This window comes from Peribacillus sp. YIM B13477 (genome assembly GCF_042787955.1).
In the GTDB taxonomy this organism is placed as follows: domain Bacteria; phylum Bacillota; class Bacilli; order Bacillales; family DSM-1321; genus Peribacillus; species Peribacillus frigoritolerans.
Genome location: NZ_JBHZPD010000008.1, coordinates 88,933 through 109,184, shown reverse-complemented (window position 1 = coordinate 109,184; position 20,252 = coordinate 88,933). Strand labels below are relative to the sequence as shown.

General features: G+C 41.9%; 18 protein-coding genes, 1 pseudogene, 1 riboswitch and 1 other annotated feature. Of the genes and pseudogenes, 6 read left to right on the top strand and 13 right to left on the bottom strand.

Annotation, left to right across the window (positions count from 1 at the left end):
- Window positions 1-275: 275 nt before the first annotated feature.
- Together ACFX4H_RS21075 and ACFX4H_RS21070 are read right to left on the bottom strand one after the other, a co-directional pair.
- Window positions 276-1,259, bottom strand: coding sequence for a ketoacyl-ACP synthase III (locus ACFX4H_RS21075; protein ID WP_377436148.1), 984 nt, complete (start codon window positions 1,257-1,259; stop codon window positions 276-278).
- Window positions 1,260-1,544: 285 nt separating this feature from the next.
- Complete coding sequence (locus ACFX4H_RS21070; RefSeq protein WP_034305903.1) at window positions 1,545-1,895, bottom strand: winged helix-turn-helix transcriptional regulator; 351 nt, start codon at window positions 1,893-1,895, stop codon at window positions 1,545-1,547.
- Window positions 1,896-2,020: 125 nt separating this feature from the next.
- Between ACFX4H_RS21070 and ACFX4H_RS21065 the strand changes: the two genes are divergently transcribed.
- The gene (locus ACFX4H_RS21065) at window positions 2,021-2,644 is read left to right on the top strand and encodes a nitroreductase family protein (protein ID WP_034305905.1); all 624 of its coding nucleotides are present in this window, start codon (window positions 2,021-2,023) and stop codon (window positions 2,642-2,644) included.
- Window positions 2,645-2,704: 60 nt separating this feature from the next.
- Here the strand turns inward: ACFX4H_RS21065 and ACFX4H_RS21060 are convergent.
- Window positions 2,705-3,023: pseudogene (locus tag ACFX4H_RS21060) on the bottom strand (ABC transporter permease); the annotation flags it as partial.
- 342 nt (window positions 3,024-3,365) lie between these two features.
- Between ACFX4H_RS21060 and ACFX4H_RS21055 the strand changes: the two are divergent.
- Complete coding sequence (locus ACFX4H_RS21055; RefSeq protein ID WP_034305908.1) at window positions 3,366-3,896, top strand: NAD(P)H-dependent oxidoreductase; 531 nt, start codon at window positions 3,366-3,368, stop codon at window positions 3,894-3,896.
- A 71-nt stretch (window positions 3,897-3,967) separates the two neighbouring features.
- Here ACFX4H_RS21055 and ACFX4H_RS21050 read toward each other — a convergent pair whose 3' ends face one another.
- The 6 genes from ACFX4H_RS21050 to ACFX4H_RS21025 form a co-directional block, all read right to left on the bottom strand.
- On the bottom strand, window positions 3,968-4,327 hold the full coding sequence (locus ACFX4H_RS21050; RefSeq protein ID WP_034305910.1) for a winged helix-turn-helix transcriptional regulator: 360 nt from the start codon (window positions 4,325-4,327) through the stop codon (window positions 3,968-3,970).
- A gap of 280 nt (window positions 4,328-4,607) precedes the next feature.
- On the bottom strand, window positions 4,608-5,612 hold the full coding sequence (locus tag ACFX4H_RS21045) for an ABC transporter permease (RefSeq protein WP_034305912.1): 1,005 nt from the start codon (window positions 5,610-5,612) through the stop codon (window positions 4,608-4,610).
- Window position 5,613: 1 nt separating this feature from the next.
- Window positions 5,614-7,116 (bottom strand): sugar ABC transporter ATP-binding protein, encoded by a 1,503-nt coding sequence (locus ACFX4H_RS21040; protein ID WP_249597455.1) that lies wholly within the window; start codon window positions 7,114-7,116, stop codon window positions 5,614-5,616.
- Between the two features lie 56 nt (window positions 7,117-7,172).
- Window positions 7,173-8,285, bottom strand: coding sequence for a sugar ABC transporter substrate-binding protein (locus ACFX4H_RS21035; protein ID WP_377436147.1), 1,113 nt, complete (start codon window positions 8,283-8,285; stop codon window positions 7,173-7,175).
- A 116-nt stretch (window positions 8,286-8,401) separates the two neighbouring features.
- A riboswitch (SAM riboswitch) is annotated at window positions 8,402-8,507 on the bottom strand.
- Between the two features lie 94 nt (window positions 8,508-8,601).
- Window positions 8,602-11,343 carry a GTP-binding protein gene (locus tag ACFX4H_RS21030; protein WP_377436146.1) on the bottom strand — a complete coding sequence of 914 codons (2,742 nt, stop codon included), beginning with the start codon at window positions 11,341-11,343 and terminating at the stop codon, window positions 8,602-8,604.
- A gap of 487 nt (window positions 11,344-11,830) precedes the next feature.
- The gene (locus ACFX4H_RS21025) at window positions 11,831-12,004 is read right to left on the bottom strand and encodes a hypothetical protein (protein WP_164468807.1); all 174 of its coding nucleotides are present in this window, start codon (window positions 12,002-12,004) and stop codon (window positions 11,831-11,833) included.
- A 207-nt stretch (window positions 12,005-12,211) separates the two neighbouring features.
- Window positions 12,212-12,458 (top strand) — a binding site (T-box leader).
- 98 nt (window positions 12,459-12,556) lie between these two features.
- Here ACFX4H_RS21025 and brnQ point away from each other — a divergent pair.
- The 4 genes from brnQ (at window position 12,557) to rluF (ending at window position 16,801) form a co-directional block, all read left to right on the top strand.
- A complete protein-coding gene (gene brnQ, locus ACFX4H_RS21020) occupies window positions 12,557-13,888 on the top strand; it encodes a branched-chain amino acid transport system II carrier protein (RefSeq protein ID WP_063592245.1) in 1,332 nt (443 codons plus the stop codon).
- A gap of 110 nt (window positions 13,889-13,998) precedes the next feature.
- Window positions 13,999-14,931, top strand: a complete 933-nt coding sequence (locus tag ACFX4H_RS21015) for an aldo/keto reductase (protein ID WP_377436145.1) — start codon at window positions 13,999-14,001, stop codon at window positions 14,929-14,931.
- Between the two features lie 147 nt (window positions 14,932-15,078).
- Complete coding sequence (locus ACFX4H_RS21010) at window positions 15,079-15,978, top strand: DMT family transporter (RefSeq protein WP_034305924.1); 900 nt, start codon at window positions 15,079-15,081, stop codon at window positions 15,976-15,978.
- A gap of 115 nt (window positions 15,979-16,093) precedes the next feature.
- Window positions 16,094-16,801, top strand: a complete 708-nt coding sequence (rluF, locus tag ACFX4H_RS21005; RefSeq protein WP_034305927.1) for a 23S rRNA pseudouridine(2604) synthase RluF — start codon at window positions 16,094-16,096, stop codon at window positions 16,799-16,801.
- Window positions 16,802-17,321: 520 nt separating this feature from the next.
- On the opposite strand, the gene ACFX4H_RS21000 is transcribed toward rluF, so the two are convergent.
- From ACFX4H_RS21000 to ACFX4H_RS20985, 4 genes are all read right to left on the bottom strand, one after another.
- Complete coding sequence (locus ACFX4H_RS21000; protein WP_063592246.1) at window positions 17,322-18,071, bottom strand: ABC transporter permease; 750 nt, start codon at window positions 18,069-18,071, stop codon at window positions 17,322-17,324.
- On the bottom strand, window positions 18,072-18,833 hold the full coding sequence (locus tag ACFX4H_RS20995; protein ID WP_377436144.1) for an ABC transporter ATP-binding protein: 762 nt from the start codon (window positions 18,831-18,833) through the stop codon (window positions 18,072-18,074).
- Window positions 18,834-19,031: 198 nt separating this feature from the next.
- Window positions 19,032-19,385, bottom strand: coding sequence for a DUF1048 domain-containing protein (locus ACFX4H_RS20990; RefSeq protein ID WP_034305937.1), 354 nt, complete (start codon window positions 19,383-19,385; stop codon window positions 19,032-19,034).
- A 64-nt stretch (window positions 19,386-19,449) separates the two neighbouring features.
- Window positions 19,450-19,770 carry a PadR family transcriptional regulator gene (locus ACFX4H_RS20985; protein ID WP_033796096.1) on the bottom strand — a complete coding sequence of 107 codons (321 nt, stop codon included), beginning with the start codon at window positions 19,768-19,770 and terminating at the stop codon, window positions 19,450-19,452.
- Between the last annotated feature and the right edge of the window lie 482 nt (window positions 19,771-20,252).

The following is a 20,252-nucleotide window of genomic DNA, read 5'->3' as shown; positions in this document are numbered from 1 at the left end:
TCCTCAAATTTCAGGGATATATACTGTAAATAGCATTCCCACTAAATATTGGAGTAAACATGATATTTTGGTCCTGTTCACTTATCACTAACAAACCCAAACTTCTTACTATAGGCGACTTCCGCCCATTTTGAGATTTTGAAATCCTTAAGATAATTCAAAGACACCATACCTATTAGTACGGTGTCTTTTGTTATTTTAGTATCCTTGATAACTTTAACTGACCCTTTATATCAATAAGAACAAAGCTGCTGATCAGTAGCAGAAAAAAAGTGTTATAAGGTCCAATCGATAAGCAATCCAGCTTGAGCTAATCCACCGCCGAAACCATATAATAAAACCTTCTCACCACCACTGAGCTTCCCTTCTTTTAATCCTATTTCCAAAGATAAGGGAATTGTTGCTGAAGAAGTATTTCCATACCCCACTAAGCTATATAAAGTTCGTTCGATTGGAAAGCCGCTTCTTTCACATATTGACTCGATCATTCTTAAATTTGCGCTATGCGGTACGAACCAATCAACATCATTCAATTGATATTCAGCATTTTTCATCACAGTTTGCATTCCTTTTGGAACGGTCGTGACAGCCCATTTATAAACCTCGCGTCCATTTTGTACAAGGTTGCCGCTATCATTTAAATCTTCACCATTTATGCGTGTCGATAGGTTTGTACTATATAAATGTTTTCCGCCTTCACCCTCCGAATATAAATGTGAAGAAAGAAAACTTGGCTGTTTTTCATCATATTCTACAAGAACTGCTCCTCCGCCGTCTCCAAATAAAATACATGTGGCTCGATCTTCATAGTCCATAAGTTTTGATAAAGTGTCCGCTCCAATAACTAGGATTTTCTTATTTAATCCCGATGTTACTAATCCATTAGCTACATGCAGCCCATAAGTAAATCCTGCACAGGCAGCGTTTAAATCAATAGCTCCAGTATTCTTAATGCCTAGCTTTGCTTGGACTAAAGATGCTACACTTGGAGTGTTGAAATCAGGAGTAAAGGTACAGACAATGATCATATCAACATCTTCGACAGATTTATCATACCGTTCCATTAAATCCTTTACAGCTTTATAACCGATATCACTAGTAAACTCCTCTTCATGTGCAATTCTTCGTTCTTTAATACCGGTACGTTTAACAATCCATTCATCATTGGTTTCAACCATTTTTTCTAAGTCTTTATTTGTTAACCTTTTTTCAGGAACATACGAACCTATCGCAGTAATACGTGCTTTGGATTTGAACATAGAATAGCCACCTCGTGTGTATGAATTGCATCATTTTATAACTTGATATTAACACCTGGTACTAATTATAAAGCAAAAAAAATCTTATGCAACTAACCGTTACATTAAAAAAAGAGCGGGGCGGGGCAAAGCAACTTTAAAGTAAAGCACCTATTAGTTTAATACAATCTTTAGAGAGAATGCCAAAAGTCATCTTCAAGACATTTCCTCTACTAATATTAAATTCTGCTTGCCTTACTGAACTTGTAAAAAAAATCCACACTCCTTAGTTGAAGCATATCTTACTTATTTATGATGACGACAGATTTGATCTTGTCTTTCGAGGTTTTGTTCGACTGCATATGTAGTGCCCCATTCACACATTGTATTTAATACAGGTACAAATGATTGACCTAACTCAGTTAAACTATATTCTACTTTTGGTGGTACTACTTTATATACTTCTCTTCGGACAAGCCCATCTCTTTCCAGCTGCTTTAATTGGTCGGTTAAGACTTTCTGGGTTATGGCCGGTATTAGAATATAAAACTCTTTTGTCCTCATTGGTTTTTGACTCAGAAAAAAAAGGATTAAGCATTTCCACTTTCCTCCTACAGTATTCATGAAAATATTTATTCCCGTATTTAGACTCTTCATTCCTCATTCCTCCTGAATAGGCACATAAAGGTGGCTATGCCACTTTATTGTGCGTTATTTTCTTCTACATCATGGGTCCATTATACTCTGATTATAAAGCAAATATAACATTGGGAGTGAACACGATGAGTGTAAAAGAGACTATAGAAAAAAGACGTTCCGTAAGGCAGTATGATCCCCATTATAAAATTAGTCCAGAAACGTTGGCGACACTTATTGAAGGAGCCAGTAAATCGCCTAACGGAAACAATATTCAAGCAACACGATACCTGGTTATAGATGAACCATATTTAAAGGATTTGTTACTGCCCATCGCTTTTAATCAACAACAGGTAATTGAAGCCTCAGTACTGATTGTTATACTAGGTGATTATCAAGCATTTGAAAAAGAAAATATCATAATGATACATGAGGATGAATTTCAAAAAGGTTATTTTGACGCATCAGTAAGAGATTATCTAACAAACGCGGCAATCAATTATTATCTAAATAAATCAAAAGAAGATTTAAAGGTTGAATTAATAAGAGACGCAAGCCTGGCGTCAATGTCGTTAGTTTTATTGGCGAACGAGGCAGGTCTTGAAACCATTACAATGTCCGGGTATGATTCCGAACAATTAAAGTCAGCCTTAAACATTTCCGATAGGTATTTAGATGTTATGCTTATTGCCATGGGGAAAGGAATGAAAGAAGGTCACAAAACAGTAAGACACGATGTTAGCAAAGTCATTTATAAAAACAAAATATAGTGAGTGTATTGGAAAGAGGGTTAAAAAGAACCCTCTTTCTTCTTAATCTTTCGTAAAACTTTAGTGTTTTAGCTTGTAATAGGTTACCGCGAGCGCAAGGGCAAGAACTGTTCCTTTGATGATATCAATCGCATCCATGATAAGGAATCCGCTCAGGACTGCACCGCTGAAGCCTCCAAAGGCATTCGGTTTTCCCGCTCCTAAAACGGAGGAACCAATGAAGGCTGCTGCGACGGCATCATTAGCGGGATCCTGAATTGATTTCCGATTTCACGCCCCTTAATGCAAGGACAATTCCCCCGATTGCAGCAAATAGAGCTGAAATCAGATGGGTATTAACTGATATCCCGGAAAGTCTAGCCGCTTCCTTATTCCCCCCACTCTAAAAAGGAATCAATCACATCTCTAACAATTTACCATTCCAGGAGTTTTTGTTTAAAGCCTTCTTCACACACTGAGATACGTCTTTAATATTTTCTTCACGAACAATTTTGGCTAATTCAAAGCCGTACATATCCCTCCTAGGATGAGCGTGTCTATCTGGCCTTTTAACATTCCTTTATTAACATCTTCCTTATTTTGGAATTTTCAGATCGTTTTTTTAGTTATAACAGATTTAACACTCTCCTTTAGGTAAGTACCTATACTAAAAGTGCATACTTACGCACTTGCAGAATGCACTTTATACTTAAAATAAATAATAGTTAAGGAGGAGAAATCTTTGAAAACTCTTGTTATCGTAGCACACCCCAGTCTAGAAACATCCCTCATAAATAAGCGATGGGTAGAAGCGCTAAGGAAATATCCGGAAAAGTATACCGTACACGAATTGTATAAGGTTTACCCTGACGGAAACATTAATGCGGAAAAAGAACAGCAATTAATCGAATCGCATAGTAATCTTGTTTTACAGTTCCCTTTTTATTGGTTTAATTGTCCGCCTCTCCTAAAAAGATGGCTTGACGATGTTTTTACTTATGGTTGGGCGTATGGTTCAAATGGAGGGGATAAATTAAAGAATCGCAAAGCAGCTCTAGCTGTATCTGCCGGAATTAGCAAAGAGGATTATAGTGAAGAAGGAAGATATCGCTATACACTTGAACATTTATTATCTCCCTTTGAAACTACCTTCCTATACTGCAATGCAGATTATCGTTCATTCTTTGCGTTTTATGGTGCTGAAAATGAGCCATCCGTGAGCGAATTGGAAAAAAGCGCACAAGATTATTTGAATTTTGTCGATAACCTTTAATAGGCAGTTCATTAAAGAAGTATTTCCTTGTCAGGGATATACTTCTTTTGATTTAATCAAAATAGCAACACCTACTGCTGTTTAGTCTCCTGAACTGGCAAACTGTTTTTCTCTCCCCACTCGCACATCATATTTAACAATGGGATGAGAGATAGACCACGTTCAGATAATGAATATTCTACTTTTGGAGGGATTTGGGGAAATTCCTTGCGTATGATAAGGCCGTCTGCCTCCAACTCTTTTAACATGATGCTTAGCGTTTTAAAGGAAATGGTACCGATACTTCGCTTCAGTTGATTATGACGCATGACCTTATTTTCAGACAACCAATACATTATGATCATTTTATATTTGCCGCCAATCAAGGACAGCGTATATCCAAAGCCAGTTTCATTCGGTTTCACACCTGCCGGAACACAGGTTTCTCGCATAAGTTTACACTCTCCTTTAGATAAGTATATGATATGAATGTTCATACTTTACAATAGATCATTATCAATCTTATTAAAAGGTAAATAAGGTCCCTATAAAAATTACAATTGCGGTCAATCTTTATACTCCAAAATGAGGGTTCAAAAAGTGCTCCTGCCACCATTTTAGCGTAAGTAAAATGATGACGATCTCCTTAACCCACCCCTTTTTAAAAAGGAAAAATCCTGTTGCATTACAACAGGATTTTTTCATATTATTGAGTAACGTAACGAATTCTTTTTAATGTTTTTGCTTGTAATAGGTTACAGCGAGTGCAAGGGCCAGCACTGTTCCTTTGACGATATCCATCGCGTAATACGGAACGGACATCATGATCAGCCCATTTTGAAGGATTCCGATCAGGACTGCACCGATGAAGGTTCCAAAGGCATTCGGTTTTCCCGCTCCTAAAACGGAGGAACCAATGAAGGCTGCCGCGACGGCATCCATTAAATAGGGTGACCCTGAATTGATTTCTGATGTCATGACTCTTGAAGCAAGGACAATCCCCCCGATTGCAGCAAATAGAGCCGAAAGCAGATAGGCAAGGATTTTGTATTTATTAACCGATATCCCGGAAAGTCTCGCCGCTTCCTTATTTCCCCCAATAATGTACATATAACGACCGTGCTTCGTATAAGTCAAAAAGATATGGGTCGCTATCACAATGACGGCCATGATCAGGATTATCCATGGCACTTGGCCAATTTTGGCGAAAAACGGGCTGATCAGTCCTGTTGCGAATGTCCCGTCGGGCATGACCATATTTTGCGAAACCGTGGCTCCTTTTGTATAGGTAAGGGCAATTCCCTGGATAATGAACATGGTAGCCAAAGTCATCAGCATGTCGGGAATTCTCAATTTAACGATCATGAATGAATTCAAAGCCCCTACGAAAAGTGAGGCACCGACCGCAGCTAATATGGCGATGAATGTATCCTGAGAAAACCAGACAAACATCGAGATGACGATGGCATTGGCCAATGATGCGACGGAGCCGACGGAAAGGTCGAAGCCATCCACGGTCAGTGATATCGTAATGCCGATCGCAATGATGGTCACGATTGAAATGGAACGCAGGATGTTTATCAGGTTAGAAGTTTGGATGAAAGATGGATTGGATACGGCGAAAATTCCAATCAGAATGATAATCGTCAATATTGTGCCGTATTTATAGAAAAAGTCGAATAGTTCCACCTTTTTCTTCGCTTTCGCTGTCTGTGTAACAGGAATGGGTATGCTCATCCTATTTACCTCCTGTTGAATAGAATAGTAGTTCTTCTTCATTCGTTTTGCTTGTTTCTAATTCGATGACAGTGCTCCCGTCATATAACACATAGGTCCGGTTGGTAATGCCAATGATTTCGGAAAGCTCGGAGGATGCATAAATGATCGCCTTTCCATTCCTTGCAAGCTTTGCAATCAATTCGAATATATCCTTCTTGGCTCCGACATCGACCCCTTTCGTTGGTTCATCGAATATGTATACATCCGCATCTGCCATAAGCCATTTTCCAATGGCAACTTTTTGCTGGTTACCACCGGATAGGTTTTCAACCTTCACTTCCCCTGAAGGAGTCTTAATGCCAAGACTTGCGATCATTTCCTTTGCCTTTTCCTTTTCCGCCTTACGATCGACGACACTGAATGTTTTGCAGAATTTACCGAGACTGGCTGCAGTCAAGTTTGCCGAGACTGATTCCTGTACAAGGACCCCTTCTTTCCTGCGTTCCTCAGGTACAAGTGCCAGCCCGCTTTTTACTGCTTCATGCGGTGATTTCAGAGAAAGCTTTCGACCATTCAGGATGACTTCACCCGCTGTGATGGACGTATGACCGAAAAGGGTTTTACACAGCTCCGTTTTCCCAGCCCCGACCAGCCCAGCCAAGCCGATTATCTCGCCTGCTTTAATATTCAGACTGACATTCTTAACTTTCTCGGCATCTGACAATCCGTTCACTTCCAGAATTACGTCTCCAATCGAAGCATTCACTTCAGGAAACTGTTCATCCATGGTTTTCCCGAGCATGTTCTCTACCACTTCGGCACGGGTTATGTCCTCGATTTTTCGACAAGTGACACGCTCCCCATTCCTCATGATCGTAATTTCCTCACAGATTTCAAAAATCTCAGGCAGACGATGTGAAATGAAAATGATTGCCACGCCTTTTTGCTTTAATTCATTTACAATTCGAAAAAGTTCCGTCGTCTCCGTATGACTTAACGGAGCAGTTGGCTCGTCGAGAATCAGGAATTTGCATTCTGTCGAAACGGCTCTTGCTATCAGGACCATCTGTTTTTCAGCCAAGGTCAGGTCTCTAACCAACTTTTTCGAAGGGACATGAATTTTCATATCTTCAAGAATAGAAGTGGCTTTGTTGTGCAGTTCTTTCCAATGTACCCTTTGTTTTTTTCCCATGTTTTGTACCATATCATTCAACATTACATTTTCCCCAACTGTTAAATATGGGATGAGGGCGGTATCCACTTCCTGATGAACTATTTGAATGCCCTGTTCCTGAGCAGCTTTTGGCGAGCGGATATCCCGCTTCATCCCATCAATAAAAATGTCACCAGAATAATGAACATGGGCTCCCGATAAAACTTTCATTAACGTCGATTTCCCTGCTCCGTTTGCACCGACCAATGCGTGGGCTGTTCCTGATTGTACGGAAAAATCAACATCACTCAGCGCCTTCACCCCCGGAAATTCAATCGAAATCATCTTCATTTCTAGTTGCTTGCCCATGTCCATTCCCCCTTATTGAACAGACACTCCCTTCGCTGGAAAGAGAGTGTCTCTTTTTATTTTTTATAATGATCTTTCAAAACCTTCATCCAATCTTCTTCAAATTCCGTCGATACACCCCAGCCATCGACAATATTAGACAGGTTGGCCATGTTTACCGCTTCTTTTGAAGCTTGGATTTGCTTTTGCGAAATGAATGAAGCCTCCAAATCATATGTTTGCGGTGTTTCTTCACCCGCTAATTTTTTAGCCAATATCCTCATATTCACTGCACCGATCAACTTGGGATCGACCGCTGCCGTGTAGGACCAAGAGCTATCAGCGGATTGGATTTCCTGGAGATCTGCATTCGAAACATCAATTCCATATATCTTCACTTCATCGCGGCCCGCTTCTTTAATCGCCCGGGCTGCACCGATAGCAAAGGCATCCCATGTTGCGAAAATGGCATCCAATTTACCTTTAGGGTATTTATTCAGCATTGCGGCTACAGCATTTTGTGTCTGAACCGAAGTATCAGCGGATGCCACTCCGAATCTTTCGACTTCTTTAATCCCAGGATTTTCTTTTAGTTTTTCCTTATAGACTGCATTTCTTCTTACCATTGGAGGAAAACCATCCACCCAAAGATATGCAATTGCCGCTTCACCTTTCTGTTCTTTTATCAGTTTATCGAAAGCCAGTGTTGCCAGCGCTTCATCATCTTGTGAAGTTAATGTCACGCCCTCTATTTTAGATAGATCGCTTATTGAATCGAATGTGACAACGCTTTTACCTGCATCAACCAACTTCTGAACGTCATTTACAGTTGCGGCATCATCACCATGTGAAATGATATAGCCGTCGTAATCTTCCTCCAAAGCCTGTGCTATCGCATCATGGAATTTAGCCGTATCACCATTGGCTGTGTACGTATCGACTTGAAATCCCAGTGCTTCTCCTTCTTCTTTCGCCCCCGCCAAGTATTGGGCAGTATGATCATCACCGCCAATTTTACGGATCACTTTGATCTTGGCTCCATCGCCATCAGCAAATCTTTCCGGGACATTTTCAAATGATACTTTTTCTTCTTTCTTCGATTCTGTGGAACTCTGCCCTGCAGAGCAACCCGTTAAAAGCAAAGCCGAAGCGATGGCAAAAATGAATATCCCTTTAATAGACCTTCTCATCTTGTTTCCCCTCCATGTTTTCTCATTAGTCTTATCAGTTAAGTCGGTGTAAATTCCAAAATAAAAACCTCTCTAATATAGAGAGGTTTAATCGGCTGTTTTGCAGACTTGTCCCTCTCTTATCTGTCAAAACATTTCTGTTTTGCAGGATTTAGCACCAATTCCTAATGGAACGGTTGCTGGGCATCTTAGGGCCAGTCCCTCCGCCACTCTTGATAAGAGATATATTGTGTTACGTTTTCGTAATTATCACTTTATAGGGATATAGTCGTAAAGTCAATAGATTTTTGAATATTTGAAATGTTTCCCGTTATTTTTATTTTCTTTGAAGCTGGGCTAGACGCTTTTTCTCGATTTTTTCAAGCCTCTCCAACTGCCTTAATTTCACTTCGAACAACGTGATCGGATCACGGTAAACTTCCGGATTTTCTTTCATATGCTCCAATGCAGCCTGGTAGTCTTTTATTTCCGTCTGCGTCTGCTCTATCGTTTTTTGAAGTAAGGCAAATGAACTGCGATAGAAAAGTGAGATGTCCCGATCCAATGATTTTTCAAACAATCCAAATTGGGTTAGGAAACGTTCCGTGATCATTTCGGCAACATCCAGGTAATCTTCACTTTCCAGGTATTTCTTGTAACGATTGTACATATTGGCCTTATTTTGCGGTATCGCCCCAAATAGCTTCCCTGCTCCTTTAAGCAGCAATTGTGATGGAGTCCTGCGCAAAAGGATATTAACGTTTTCGATGCGGATACTGCTTGTCATCCGGTCGGCATCACGGCGCCAGTCATCCAATACCCTGAAGTCACCTGCCAGCATAATCCGTTCTTCTTTGTATAATTCATTGAATCCGGCACTCATCTCATCCATGAACTGCTGGCTTTGTGTGAACTCCATTTGGGAACTGGCAATCCAGTCTTGAAGAGAACGGTAATATTGAGGCATGATCTTGTCAGAAATGAAGTTTTGAATCCGCTCATTCATTTCCTGGTTTAACTGTACATGGACCTGACTGAAATCACTGCTTTCCGTTAACGATTTAGAGCAATCCCTCAGTAATTCAGGAATTTTTGAATAAAGCTGACTTTTCACTTCGTCCTTAAGCGAACGATACGACCTTATGATATTTTCACTTTTTTCTTTTTCCAGATCAGCCAGTTGATTGACCGCTCCATTCAGTTTGACTTCCATCTGCTCATTCCAAGAGATGGAATGCTCGCATTTCCGCTCATTGGCAACCCGTTTTTCTAATAGATAAGATAAGGTTTTACGAATGAATGTCAGGATTTTTTCAGATCTTCTTTCCTTCCAATTATCATCTTGATAATTCGATTCAAGGAAGGCTGAAAGGTCCTTCAATTGCTGCCTGCTGTCATAATGTTTGGAGAAAGCGAACACTTTCGCATTCGGGAAATATGCATTAACTTTATCCCATGTTTCGTCTTCCATCCGGACTGCGACCTGATCACTGTATATCGTATCCATTTTATTTAATAGGAAATGGATCGGCAGTTTAGGTGCCTTCATTTGAATTTCCAATAACAGATCCCTTTCGCTGCCGGTGAAAGGAGCCCGGGCGTCAAGAACGAACATCAGGCCATCACTGCCATGTAAATAGCCTTGGAAATCGGATTCCACGCTTTGTTCCCCATTGAACCCCGGTGTATCCAATAATCGCAAATGATTATTTCTTAGGTAGTCACTGATGATTGTCACATCGACTATAGTCCCGCGCTGACGGCGTGTTTCATCCAAATCAGTTAGCTCCTCGACAACTTTGCTATCTGTATCGGTAATTTCAAGGATTTCCAAATCATCCCCGTCTTTGACACTGACTAGGGAAGAATGGTCCTCAGCAGCAATGCTCTCTCCAACGATTGACTGAATAAAGGATGTCTTGCCATTTCCTGTACTTCCTGCAAGAAGGAGATTGAAATTGCTGGTATCTTTAAGCCCCTCCACCATCCATTTAAGCTTATTTCCAACCCTTAAATCATTATCTTCAGCCCACTGGATAATGGAATTGAACAGTTTCTCTCCCGCTTCCAGTCCGCCTCCCAATTTAGGCGATTTCGAAAGCAGGCTCTCTGCATCCTGAATGACCAGCGCATTGATCGTATCCGGGAAGATTTCATTCCAGGACAACGTGGATGCCGCCGCAAACAGCGAAAGCTCTCCGTCTGCGATTTTGAGCCAGTTTTCCAGCAACCTTGGCACGACAGGACTTAATTCTTTGATTAGATGCGTTCCTTCTAACAAACCTGCATATGCATCCCTGTAATAGACGGAAAGCTCATCCCATACATCCGCATGGTTCAATTCGATGGTATCTATCAAATTATTAATCACTCTTAACCATTCGAAATAAGCATCCGTATATTTATAATTTTTCCAAAGGGCAACCGTCATTTTCTCGAAACGTTCCTGGTCGAGTGTGTATAGCGAACCAAGGACAGTTGAGAAATAATCCGGCTCCATCGATTGGGCAACACCCTGCTGGATATATGTTTTCAGCACATCGAACCAGCCCATTGACTCTGTACGGATACTTTCATTCGCCGCTAATACCACTGCACTGTTCCAATCCTTTTGTTCTTCAAAAAAGGCGCGTGCGATTTCAGTGACATTCGGGTAGTCTGGTTGAAACTCGACTGCTTCTTTCACGACTTTGGAAGCCAAATCATTTCTCGATTCCACTATGTACAGGGAAAACAGCTGCAAAAGAACTTCTGTTTTCAAGACAGCTTCATCCGTATCGACGGATTTATAGATATCCTCTGCGGTTGAATACATTTCCAATTCAAAATACGCATCAGCGATGTTTTTCTTCGCCCATGAACCAAGTTCCCCTTCTATGTTTTCCCATTTAAAAATGGCTGCTTCATAGTCATGGTGCTGAAAATACACCTCTCCTTGAGCAAATCTAATTGCGGTTAAATCGGATCTTTCCTTTTTTTGTTCCACGAGGAACATTTCACCCAAAGCTTGAATGGGGTGCTTCCTTGTATCCTCAAGCATCGTTTCATAATATTTTTTTCCGATCAGACGTTCGTCCATCTTTATTCCCCCGATATATTTCATATTTTCAATTAAAGGATAATCACTGATTCTATAAGACTCATAGCAGACCTAATATTCAATTTATAGGTTCCTTTAGTTAAAAAATCATTTACAAAACCTTAAAATGTTATTTTAGCAAAACAATATGGTAACAACATGTCACCACTCTTACAATTTTAAAACAGAAACAACTGGAACTGTAATGTTTTTAATAAACCGATACAGAGATGTCATTTCCATTTTCGAGAAAATATGTTTTTCTACATATCAGCTAGAAGTGAGCGAACCATTCTCCATCCCTCTAAATGACCAGAAGCCCAGCCCTTCAACTTACCTATAAACGATAAAAAACAAAATCACTCTGGCTCGTCCATTACTTAATCCCCATCTTTTGCATTCATATAAAAAAGCAGTACCCTCATTCATAAAAGGTAACTGCTCAATGATAAGCTCCGAACAGTACTTGTCCTTTGACGAATTAGGATTATACCCCTGTACGCTTACGTTGGTTATTCGGCTTTTTGGTCAACTGGCTTTTTAGCTGTTTCGTTTTCTTCACAACGCCTGTTTCCAGTTTATCTTTACTTGATCCTGCTTGCTTTTGAGCCAGTTTTTGTTTGACTGCATCCGCCAGGCTTAATTTTTTATTTTCAGACATGTTGTTGTCTCCTTTAGTGTTCTGCCTTCTATTATAATATAGTTGCGATTAGAAAGATAATAGGGAGTAATATCCTATTCTTCTTCAAAAAACACTCTTGATAAAGTTGGTTTCGCCAAATGGGGACTAATTTCCTGCTCCTTTGAAAGGATTAATGATAAATTTTGTTGACTTCATAATCAGAATTTGCTAAATTATCTTTATATTATAAAATCTATGAAGAGAAAGAGTAAGATGAGAACCCTGTTCCACAGAGAGTCGACATGTGGTGGAAGTCGATGTCCAAGGCCTATCCGAAAATCATCTCTGAGATGCAAAGCTGAAAATGCAGTAGGCTTTGACGGGTTTCCGCCGTTACAATGGATCACGTATGAATTCGTACGTTGACTGAGTGCCGCAGCTTCTTTGAAGTGCGGAATATGGGTGGTAACGCGAGCACAAACTCGTCCCTGATTTTTCAGGGGCGAGTTTTTTATTTGCACAAAACACTTTAATTAGCCTTTTTCAGGCCAGTCGGCGGGAGTTACCATTAAAAAAAAAGGAGAAATCACCATGAAAAAAACAGACACATTATTTATCGGCCTTATGCTTTTCTCAATGTTTTTCGGAGCCGGGAATCTCATATTCCCTCCATTTTTAGGAGCATCTTCTGGAACTTCTTTCTGGCCAGCCATCGCCGGTTTTGTCGCCACCGGAGTCGGCCTGCCAATTTTGGTGCTTCTTGCAGTCTCACTTGTTAAAGGCGGCGCACAAACCATCGGTGCCCGAGTACATCCCCTATTCAGCACGTTGTTCATGGTCGTAATCTATTTAAGCATCGGGCCGTTTCTGGCCATTCCGCGGAATGCGAATGTTGCCTATGAAATGGGCTTCAAGCCGTATCTTGGCGACTCTGTGGATCAACCACTATTTCTATTCATTTTCACAACCATATTTTTCATCATCGTTTATGCCATTTCATTGAATCCGGAAAAAATGGAAACCTTCATGGGACGCTGGATCACGCCCGTTCTACTTTTGTCCATGGTCATTCTCTGTGTCGTTGGGTTCGTAAAGCTTGATGCTCCTTTCCAAGCTCCAACCGAAGCATATGCTGCAGGAGCCTTTTCAAAAGGGTTCATCGAAGGCTACAACACGATGGATGCTTTAGCTGCCTTGGCCTTTGGGATTGTCATCCTTACTTCAATCCAGCAAAGGGGGATTTCCGAACGAAAACAATTGACGAGATATACAGTAAAAGCGGGTCTCATCGCTGGCGTTTTGCTTTCTTTAGTTTATATCTCCTTAGGTGTAATGGGAGCACGCATGGCGGCCGGTGGGTCATTCGAAAACGGAACGGATATCCTCACTGTCGCTTCCACCCTTTTACTAGGAACCGGCGGGAAGGCCCTTCTTGGCATCATTTTCACTTTGGCATGCTTCACCACCGTTGTCGGGTTGACGACTGCTTGCGGACAGTATTTCTCGAAACTTTTCCCAAAGCTGAACTATAAAACCGTCATTCTGATTGTAACAATCGTCGGTTTCATCCTTTCAAATATGGGTCTGAATCAAATTCTGAAAGTATCGGTTCCATTCCTTGTGATGGCTTATCCGCTAACGATCGTCCTGATTGTCCTGACATTCTTCAGCCGTCATTTCAAAAACCCGAAGAAGGTTTATCGCAGTGCAATGACTTTCACAGGAGTATTCGCCTTGATGGATGGGCTGAATGCTTTCGGCTTACAATTAGGACCCGTACAAACCTTGACTGATGTCCTTCCCCTTTCCGCTTACGGCATGGAGTGGGTCATCCCTGCTCTCGTCGGTACAGCCCTTGGCATTCTGCTCAGTCAAATTGGACAAACTGCTCCCGCTGAGGAGTTGGAAGTCGAAACACTATAATAATGAAGTAAGCAGGTGATCTTTCCGGTCATCTGCTTACTTCATTGCTTTATTTTGGAAATCGGCAACGACTTTTTGTTATGATGGTGTCAAAGGAGATGATAAGTAATATGTCCAAGCAAACCCGTATTGGTAAAACAGATCTGTATGTAAACCCGATTGGCCTTGGCACGAATGCAATTGGCGGACATAACCTATTCCCTAATCTAAGTGAGGATACAGGAAGGGATGTTTTGAGAACGGCATTGGAAGAAGGAATCAACTTTTGGGATACAGCTTACATTTACGGTCCTGAACGTTCAGAAGAACTTATCGGTGAAATCCTTAAAGAGAGCCTGAAACGCGAAGAAATAGTCCTTGCCACTAAAGGGGCACACAAATTTGTCGATGGCAGCATCGTTTTTGATAACTCTCCCGCTTTTCTGAAAAATGCCGTGGACTCGAGTCTAAAAAGGCTCCAAACAGACTACATCGACTTATTCTATATCCATTTCCCTGATGGTGATACCCCTAAAGATGAGGCAGTGGGTGCCTTAAAGGAATTGAAGGATGCAGGCAAGATAAAGTCAATCGGCGTCTCTAACTTTTCGTTTGAACAATTGAAGGAAGCGAATAAAGACGGCTATGTCGATGTCCTGCAATCCGAGTACAATCTATTCAAACGGGAGGCAGAACAAGACCTGCTTCCATATACAGCCGAAAATGATATTTCCTTCATTCCTTATTTCCCCCTTGCTTCCGGTTTGCTCGGCGGCAAATATAATCAGGATTCAACATTCGATGACGGCCGGGCAAAAAGTCCGCTTTTCCAAGGACAAGCCTTTGTAAGCAACCTGCACAAAGTGGAAGAAGTACGGGCGATCGCCAACAGGAAGCATACCGATGTCGCCGATGTCGTACTAGCTTGGTATTTAACCAGGCACTCGATAGATGTACTGATTCCCGGAGCGAAAAAACCAGAACAGGTCACACGCAACCTACAAGCATTGGACGTCGATCTAACCATGGATGAAATCGCCGAAATCAGTGCCATTTTCGCTTAATATAGATGTGTGAAAAGGCTGTTCAGCTAAAGTTGAACGGCCTTTTTATCCTGTTCAAAATTGACTGATAGGCCCCCTATATTGCTTAGGTACCCCTATTTTGCTATATTTAGTGAATATTCCATAAATTCAGGGAGAGGCAGTCTGATGAAAAAATCTATTGTTATTTTATTTCTTATCTTGGCAAATTTGTTCTGGGCCGGTAATTATATATTCGGAAAGTACGTTGTGACCGAACTTTCCCCGATCCAACTAACATTTGCGCGATGGCTAATCGCAGTTTTCTTATTGTTTCCTTTAGCGCAATGGATTGAAAAACCAGACTGGAAGAGTGTATGGAAAGCCTGGAAATTACTGCTAGTCATGGGTGTGCTCGGGATCATCAGTTATAATTTTTTCCTTTATTGGGCTCTGACCTACACAACTTCCATGAATGCAGCTCTTGTCAATTCCATGAACCCTGCATTAATTGTTCTTTTTTCTTCTTTGCTGTTAAAGGAGAAAATTTCATCCATCCATGCACTCGGACTTATCATATCTTTATTCGGCGTTTTATTGGTCTTGACAAAAGGACACCTTCTGGATATATTCGAGCTCAATTATAATAAAGGCGACCTATTGATGATCCTGGCGATTCTCGTTTGGACCTTCTATTCTATAATCGGTAAAAAACTGAAAAACATTCCGATCATCTCAGCCACTGCAGTTTCCGTATTTCTCGGTTTGTTTCTCATTGCTCCATTTGCCATTGGCTCGGGAATGAACCTTGATTTAAGCAGTAAAGCCATCACCGGTCTCTTATATATCGGGATTTTCCCTTCTGTCGGCTCATTTATTTTCTGGAATATTTCCCTTCGTCATATCAATGCCGGCCAGGCTGGGATTTATCTAAATCTGATTGCTGTATTTACCGCCATTCTTAGCCTTATTTTGGGTCATGCGATTACGACCATCCAAACCCTCGGTGGCCTCCTTGTTTTCCTCGGCGTCTACCTGACAAGCAAAAAGAAAAAAGCAGATCCGTCAGCTATCACGAAGAACATGTAAAGGGCATCCAGTGATACACATCAACGAACGCTTTCTTCTCTTTTCCCCTTGTCTATGCACCATGATTTACGTTATCCTTTAAAGAAGAAAATCTGAAAGTAAAGGTGTGCTTTAGTTGAGGATCAATAAATTTATCAGTGAATCCGGAATTACCTCGCGACGAGGCGCAGACAAATGGATAGCCGAGGGCCGTGTGACGATTAATGGCACTGTAGCTGAGCTCGGCAGTCAAGCTGAACCCGGCGATGATGTCCGGGTGGACGGCAAGCCGATAAAAGTCGAACAGCAAAATGTCTATATTGCACTGAATAAACCGATAGGGATTACAAGTACGACCGAAAAACACATAAAAGGGAACATCGTTGATTTTGTAAATCATCCGCTTCGCATTTTTCATATCGGACGGCTGGACAAAGACTCAAGCGGTCTGATCCTTCTTACAAATGACGGAGATATCGTTAATGAAATCCTTCGTGCAGAAAACAAGCATGAAAAAGAATACATCGTAACCGTGGATAAGCCACTTACCGCTTCCTTCATCAAAGATATGTCATCCGGAGTGGAGATTTTGGATACGAAAACACTTCCTTGTAAAGTTGAGCAGTTGACCAAATACACATTTAACATCACTTTAATGCAAGGACTGAACAGGCAAATCCGCCGTATGTGCTCCGCACTAGGTTATGAAGTCCGTGATTTACATCGAATCCGGATCATGAACATCCATCTGGACGGACTGGCGATCGGACAATGGCGTGACCTGACCGAGGATGAATTGACGGAACTATTTAAGGAATTGGATTATTCCCCTAGGAAAAGATGATAATGAAGATGCCCCCAGAATTCCGGGGGCATCGCTTTTTTAATTTCAGGAGAATTTCCTGCAATCATTTTGCTTTTATTCGTAGTTTTGCAGATTTACTCGTGAATTTCACGCTTTTACTCGTGAGTTTTGCACTTTTACTCGTGAGTTTCACGCTTTTACTTGTGAATTCCGCACTTTTACTCGCGAATTCCGCGGGGAGCTCCATGCATTTTATGATAATGATAGGAATCTAGTTTTTAAAGATTGTTTCTGGATTCTACTCTTTTCCTGTCAATTACATCTATGTGCTTTATTCTTTTCATTTTTCCTCTGCGAACGACCACTACCCTTTTGCTGTAAATTCTTCTAAAGCAAGTATGGCAAATCCCATGATGGGATAAGTGGCCGCCACCAATCACATCAATTTTGAAGGTTTCCATGATTTCATGGATGGTTGCTCCGGCATTTAAGCAGTCTTCCATGTGATGCATTCATCGCATCGGCTGACTATGAGATGACCAATCCGATAATGGTGTACTTACCCGAACTGGCGTTTAAATACTTTACTGGCGAAGAAGTAAGCGATGACCATGATGCCGACACACCAGGCAAGCGCAATCCAGATATCGTTCCCAACAGACCCTTCATACAAAAGGGCTCGAATCGCATTCACGATTGAAGTCACTGGCTGGTTCTCGGCGAACGCACGGACAATTTTAGGCATGGTTTCGGTGGGGACGAAGGCCGAACTGATAAACGGCAGGAAAATCAGCGGGTACGAGTAGGCTGTCGCTCCTTCCAAAGACCCCGCTGTCAATCCAGGAATGACCGCCAGCCATGTCAGCGCCAGCGTAAACAGCACGATTATCCCAGCTACCGCTAGCCAATCCAGGATATCAGCGCTGGAACGGAAGCCCATCAAGAGTGCGACGAGGATAACCACGACGACAGTAAGCAAATTGGATATTAGCGAGGTCAACACGTGAGCCCACAATACCGACGAGCGCTTGATGGGCATGGTAATGAAACGCGCCATCAACCCGCTCTTCACATCCGTAAACAGCCTTACTGAAGTGTAAGCGACGCCGGATGCGATAGCCATCAGCAAGATTCCCGGCAATAAATAATTGACGTAGTTGTCCGAGCCTGCCTCTATGGCCCCGCCAAATACGTAGACAAACAGCAACATCATCATAATTGGCGTGATCGCCACCGTGATAATCGTATCCGGGCTGCGCATGATGTTGCGCATTAAACGCCCTAGTAATACCCCTGTTTTGCTATTCATTTACATCTCCTCCTTTTTGCCGATGATTGCGAGGAAAATTTCCTCCAATGTCGGCTGCTTCTCGATGTACTCTACTTTCGCTGGCGGGAACATCTCCTTGAGTTCGGTAAGGGTACCGGTCGAGATGATTTTTCCGCCATGCAGGATGGCGATACGGTCCGCCAGTTGTTCTGCTTCCTCCAGGTACTGGGTCGTCAGCAGAATTGTCGTGCCGCCGCCAGCTAGCTCCTTGACCGTATCCCAGACTTCAATCCGGGCTTCGGGGTCAAGCCCTGTCGTCGGTTCGTCGAGAAAAATGACTGCTGGCGTCCCGATTAGGCTCATGGCGATGTCAAGCCGGCGCTTCATCCCGCCGGAATATTTATCCGCCCGGCGGTTGGCCGCATCGGTCAGGCTGAATCTCGCAAGCAGATTGTCGGCGACTTGAGCGGGATTGGAAACTCCCCGCAACTTGGCGACCATCAGCAGGTTTTCCCGCCCGGTGAGCATGCCGTCTAAAGCTGCGAACTGTCCTGTCAGGCTGATGCTCTGACGAACATGATCCGGTTCACGCTGAACGTCAAAGCCGCAAATACCTACTTTGCCGCCATCGGACTTTATCAGCGTCGAGAGGATGTTGACCGTCGTCGTCTTGCCCGCTCCATTTGAGCCCAGCAGGGCAAAAATTTCGCCACGCCGCACCTCAAAATCCACCCCCTTTAAAACTTCATTGTCTTTAAAGGATTTTTTTAACCCCTTTACAGTAATCACTGCATGGCTCATACTTTTTTCCTCCTTTTAATAGCGCAGTAATGCCGCTTGTAAGATTCGAATTTATCCTTCCGAGCACCCAGCGGACTAGGTTGCCTATTCTCCTCTATTTAGTCTTACTGATAATCTGTATAACTTACTACTGGGTTAAAAATATAACTGAATAGCGAAGGTGGCATTCCACATTTGTAACCAGCTATTCAGTCGGAATTATTTATTGAATTTATTTTTTCCCAATCGCTTCATGATACTGTCATTCAAATCCTCACGATACTTGGCGAAATAGGTTCTAGCATTTGCCACTAGTTCGTCGGCAAAGGACGCCACATCGTCCCCAGTGATTTCCAGCACTTGCCTGCCTTCCGCAGCACCGGCTTCGAACAACTCGATTAATTCATACTGCATGTGCAGCATATCCATCCCGTTGCCCGCTGAGAAATTCCACATATAGTTTTGAATTTTCTTAAATACAAATTGGTAGTCCTCTGGCAGAGCTTCAACCCGTGCCATCATCATTTTATACTCTTTTTTATCACCAATCATTTTTTTGAATAATTCCATCATGTTATTTATCCTCCTTTTTTATAAACAAGACACTCCAAAAATGCGTACGGAATATCTTATGAAGCTAGATTGACTTTAAGACATTGATTTTTGATGAAACAAAATCCCATTTTTCCCAAAACAATTCAAGTTCCTGGCGTCCAGCCTCATTAAGTGAGTAAAACTTGCGGGGCGGCCCCATATCTGACGGTTTCTTCTCTATGTTCACCAGTTTTTTCTTTTCTAATCGCACGAGGATGGTGTAGACCGTCCCTTCCACGACTTCAGTAAACCCAAGCTCGTTCAGGCGGCGGGTAATCTCGTAGCCATAGGTTTCATGGCGGCTGATGATTTCCAGCACGCAGCCTTCCAGCGAACCCTTCAGCATTTCAGTTAAATTTTCCATGCTCAGCCTCCTCTATTTTGTGACTTATATTACAACGTAGTTCCGAGGGAAATTTTTATACTGAATAGGTTTTGGGAAATCACACTATTTAGTATTACTTATTACAACTAAACTGTAACACCGAGTAGCAGAAGTGTCAACTTTCTTTCTTAAAAATATTTCTGCAACTTCACTACTCGGTGATATTGGTATCTTGTGTTACTTACTACAAGGTATGCTGTAACACGCAGTAGGGTGACTATCAAATTGATTTTTTTTTTAAAACTAGCTCTCTCGATACAGCAGACGTAAATTATGCTGTTTTACTCGTGAATTTCACTTGTAGCTGTGAGTTTCATGCTTTTACTCGTGAATTATGCTGTTTTACTCGTGAGTTTCGCACTTTTACTCGTGAATTATGCTGTTTTACTCGTGAGTTTCGCACTTTTACTCGTGAATTATGCTGTTTTACTCGTGAGTTTCGCACTTTTACTCGTGAATTA

Bases quoted from the DNA above. Each gene is read 5' to 3' on its own strand.
- ACFX4H_RS21075 (WP_377436148.1), bottom strand. From the start codon at position 1,259: ATGTTCAAATCCAAAGCACGTATTACTGCGATAGGTTCGTATGTTCCT.
- ACFX4H_RS21070 (WP_034305903.1), bottom strand. From the start codon at position 1,895: ATGAAGAGTCTAAATACGGGAATAAATATTTTCATGAATACTGTAGGA.
- ACFX4H_RS21065 (WP_034305905.1), top strand. From the start codon at position 2,021: ATGAGTGTAAAAGAGACTATAGAAAAAAGACGTTCCGTAAGGCAGTAT.
- ACFX4H_RS21050 (WP_034305910.1), bottom strand. From the start codon at position 4,327: ATGCGAGAAACCTGTGTTCCGGCAGGTGTGAAACCGAATGAAACTGGC.
- ACFX4H_RS21045 (WP_034305912.1), bottom strand. From the start codon at position 5,612: ATGAGCATACCCATTCCTGTTACACAGACAGCGAAAGCGAAGAAAAAG.
- ACFX4H_RS21040 (WP_249597455.1), bottom strand. From the start codon at position 7,116: ATGGGCAAGCAACTAGAAATGAAGATGATTTCGATTGAATTTCCGGGG.
- ACFX4H_RS21035 (WP_377436147.1), bottom strand. From the start codon at position 8,285: ATGAGAAGGTCTATTAAAGGGATATTCATTTTTGCCATCGCTTCGGCT.
- ACFX4H_RS21030 (WP_377436146.1), bottom strand. From the start codon at position 11,343: ATGGACGAACGTCTGATCGGAAAAAAATATTATGAAACGATGCTTGAG.
- ACFX4H_RS21025 (WP_164468807.1), bottom strand. From the start codon at position 12,004: ATGTCTGAAAATAAAAAATTAAGCCTGGCGGATGCAGTCAAACAAAAA.
- brnQ (WP_063592245.1), top strand. From the start codon at position 12,557: ATGAAAAAAACAGACACATTATTTATCGGCCTTATGCTTTTCTCAATG.
- ACFX4H_RS21015 (WP_377436145.1), top strand. From the start codon at position 13,999: ATGTCCAAGCAAACCCGTATTGGTAAAACAGATCTGTATGTAAACCCG.
- ACFX4H_RS21010 (WP_034305924.1), top strand. From the start codon at position 15,079: ATGAAAAAATCTATTGTTATTTTATTTCTTATCTTGGCAAATTTGTTC.
- ACFX4H_RS21000 (WP_063592246.1), bottom strand. From the start codon at position 18,071: ATGAATAGCAAAACAGGGGTATTACTAGGGCGTTTAATGCGCAACATC.
- ACFX4H_RS20995 (WP_377436144.1), bottom strand. From the start codon at position 18,833: ATGAGCCATGCAGTGATTACTGTAAAGGGGTTAAAAAAATCCTTTAAA.
- ACFX4H_RS20990 (WP_034305937.1), bottom strand. From the start codon at position 19,385: ATGATGGAATTATTCAAAAAAATGATTGGTGATAAAAAAGAGTATAAA.
- ACFX4H_RS20985 (WP_033796096.1), bottom strand. From the start codon at position 19,770: ATGGAAAATTTAACTGAAATGCTGAAGGGTTCGCTGGAAGGCTGCGTG.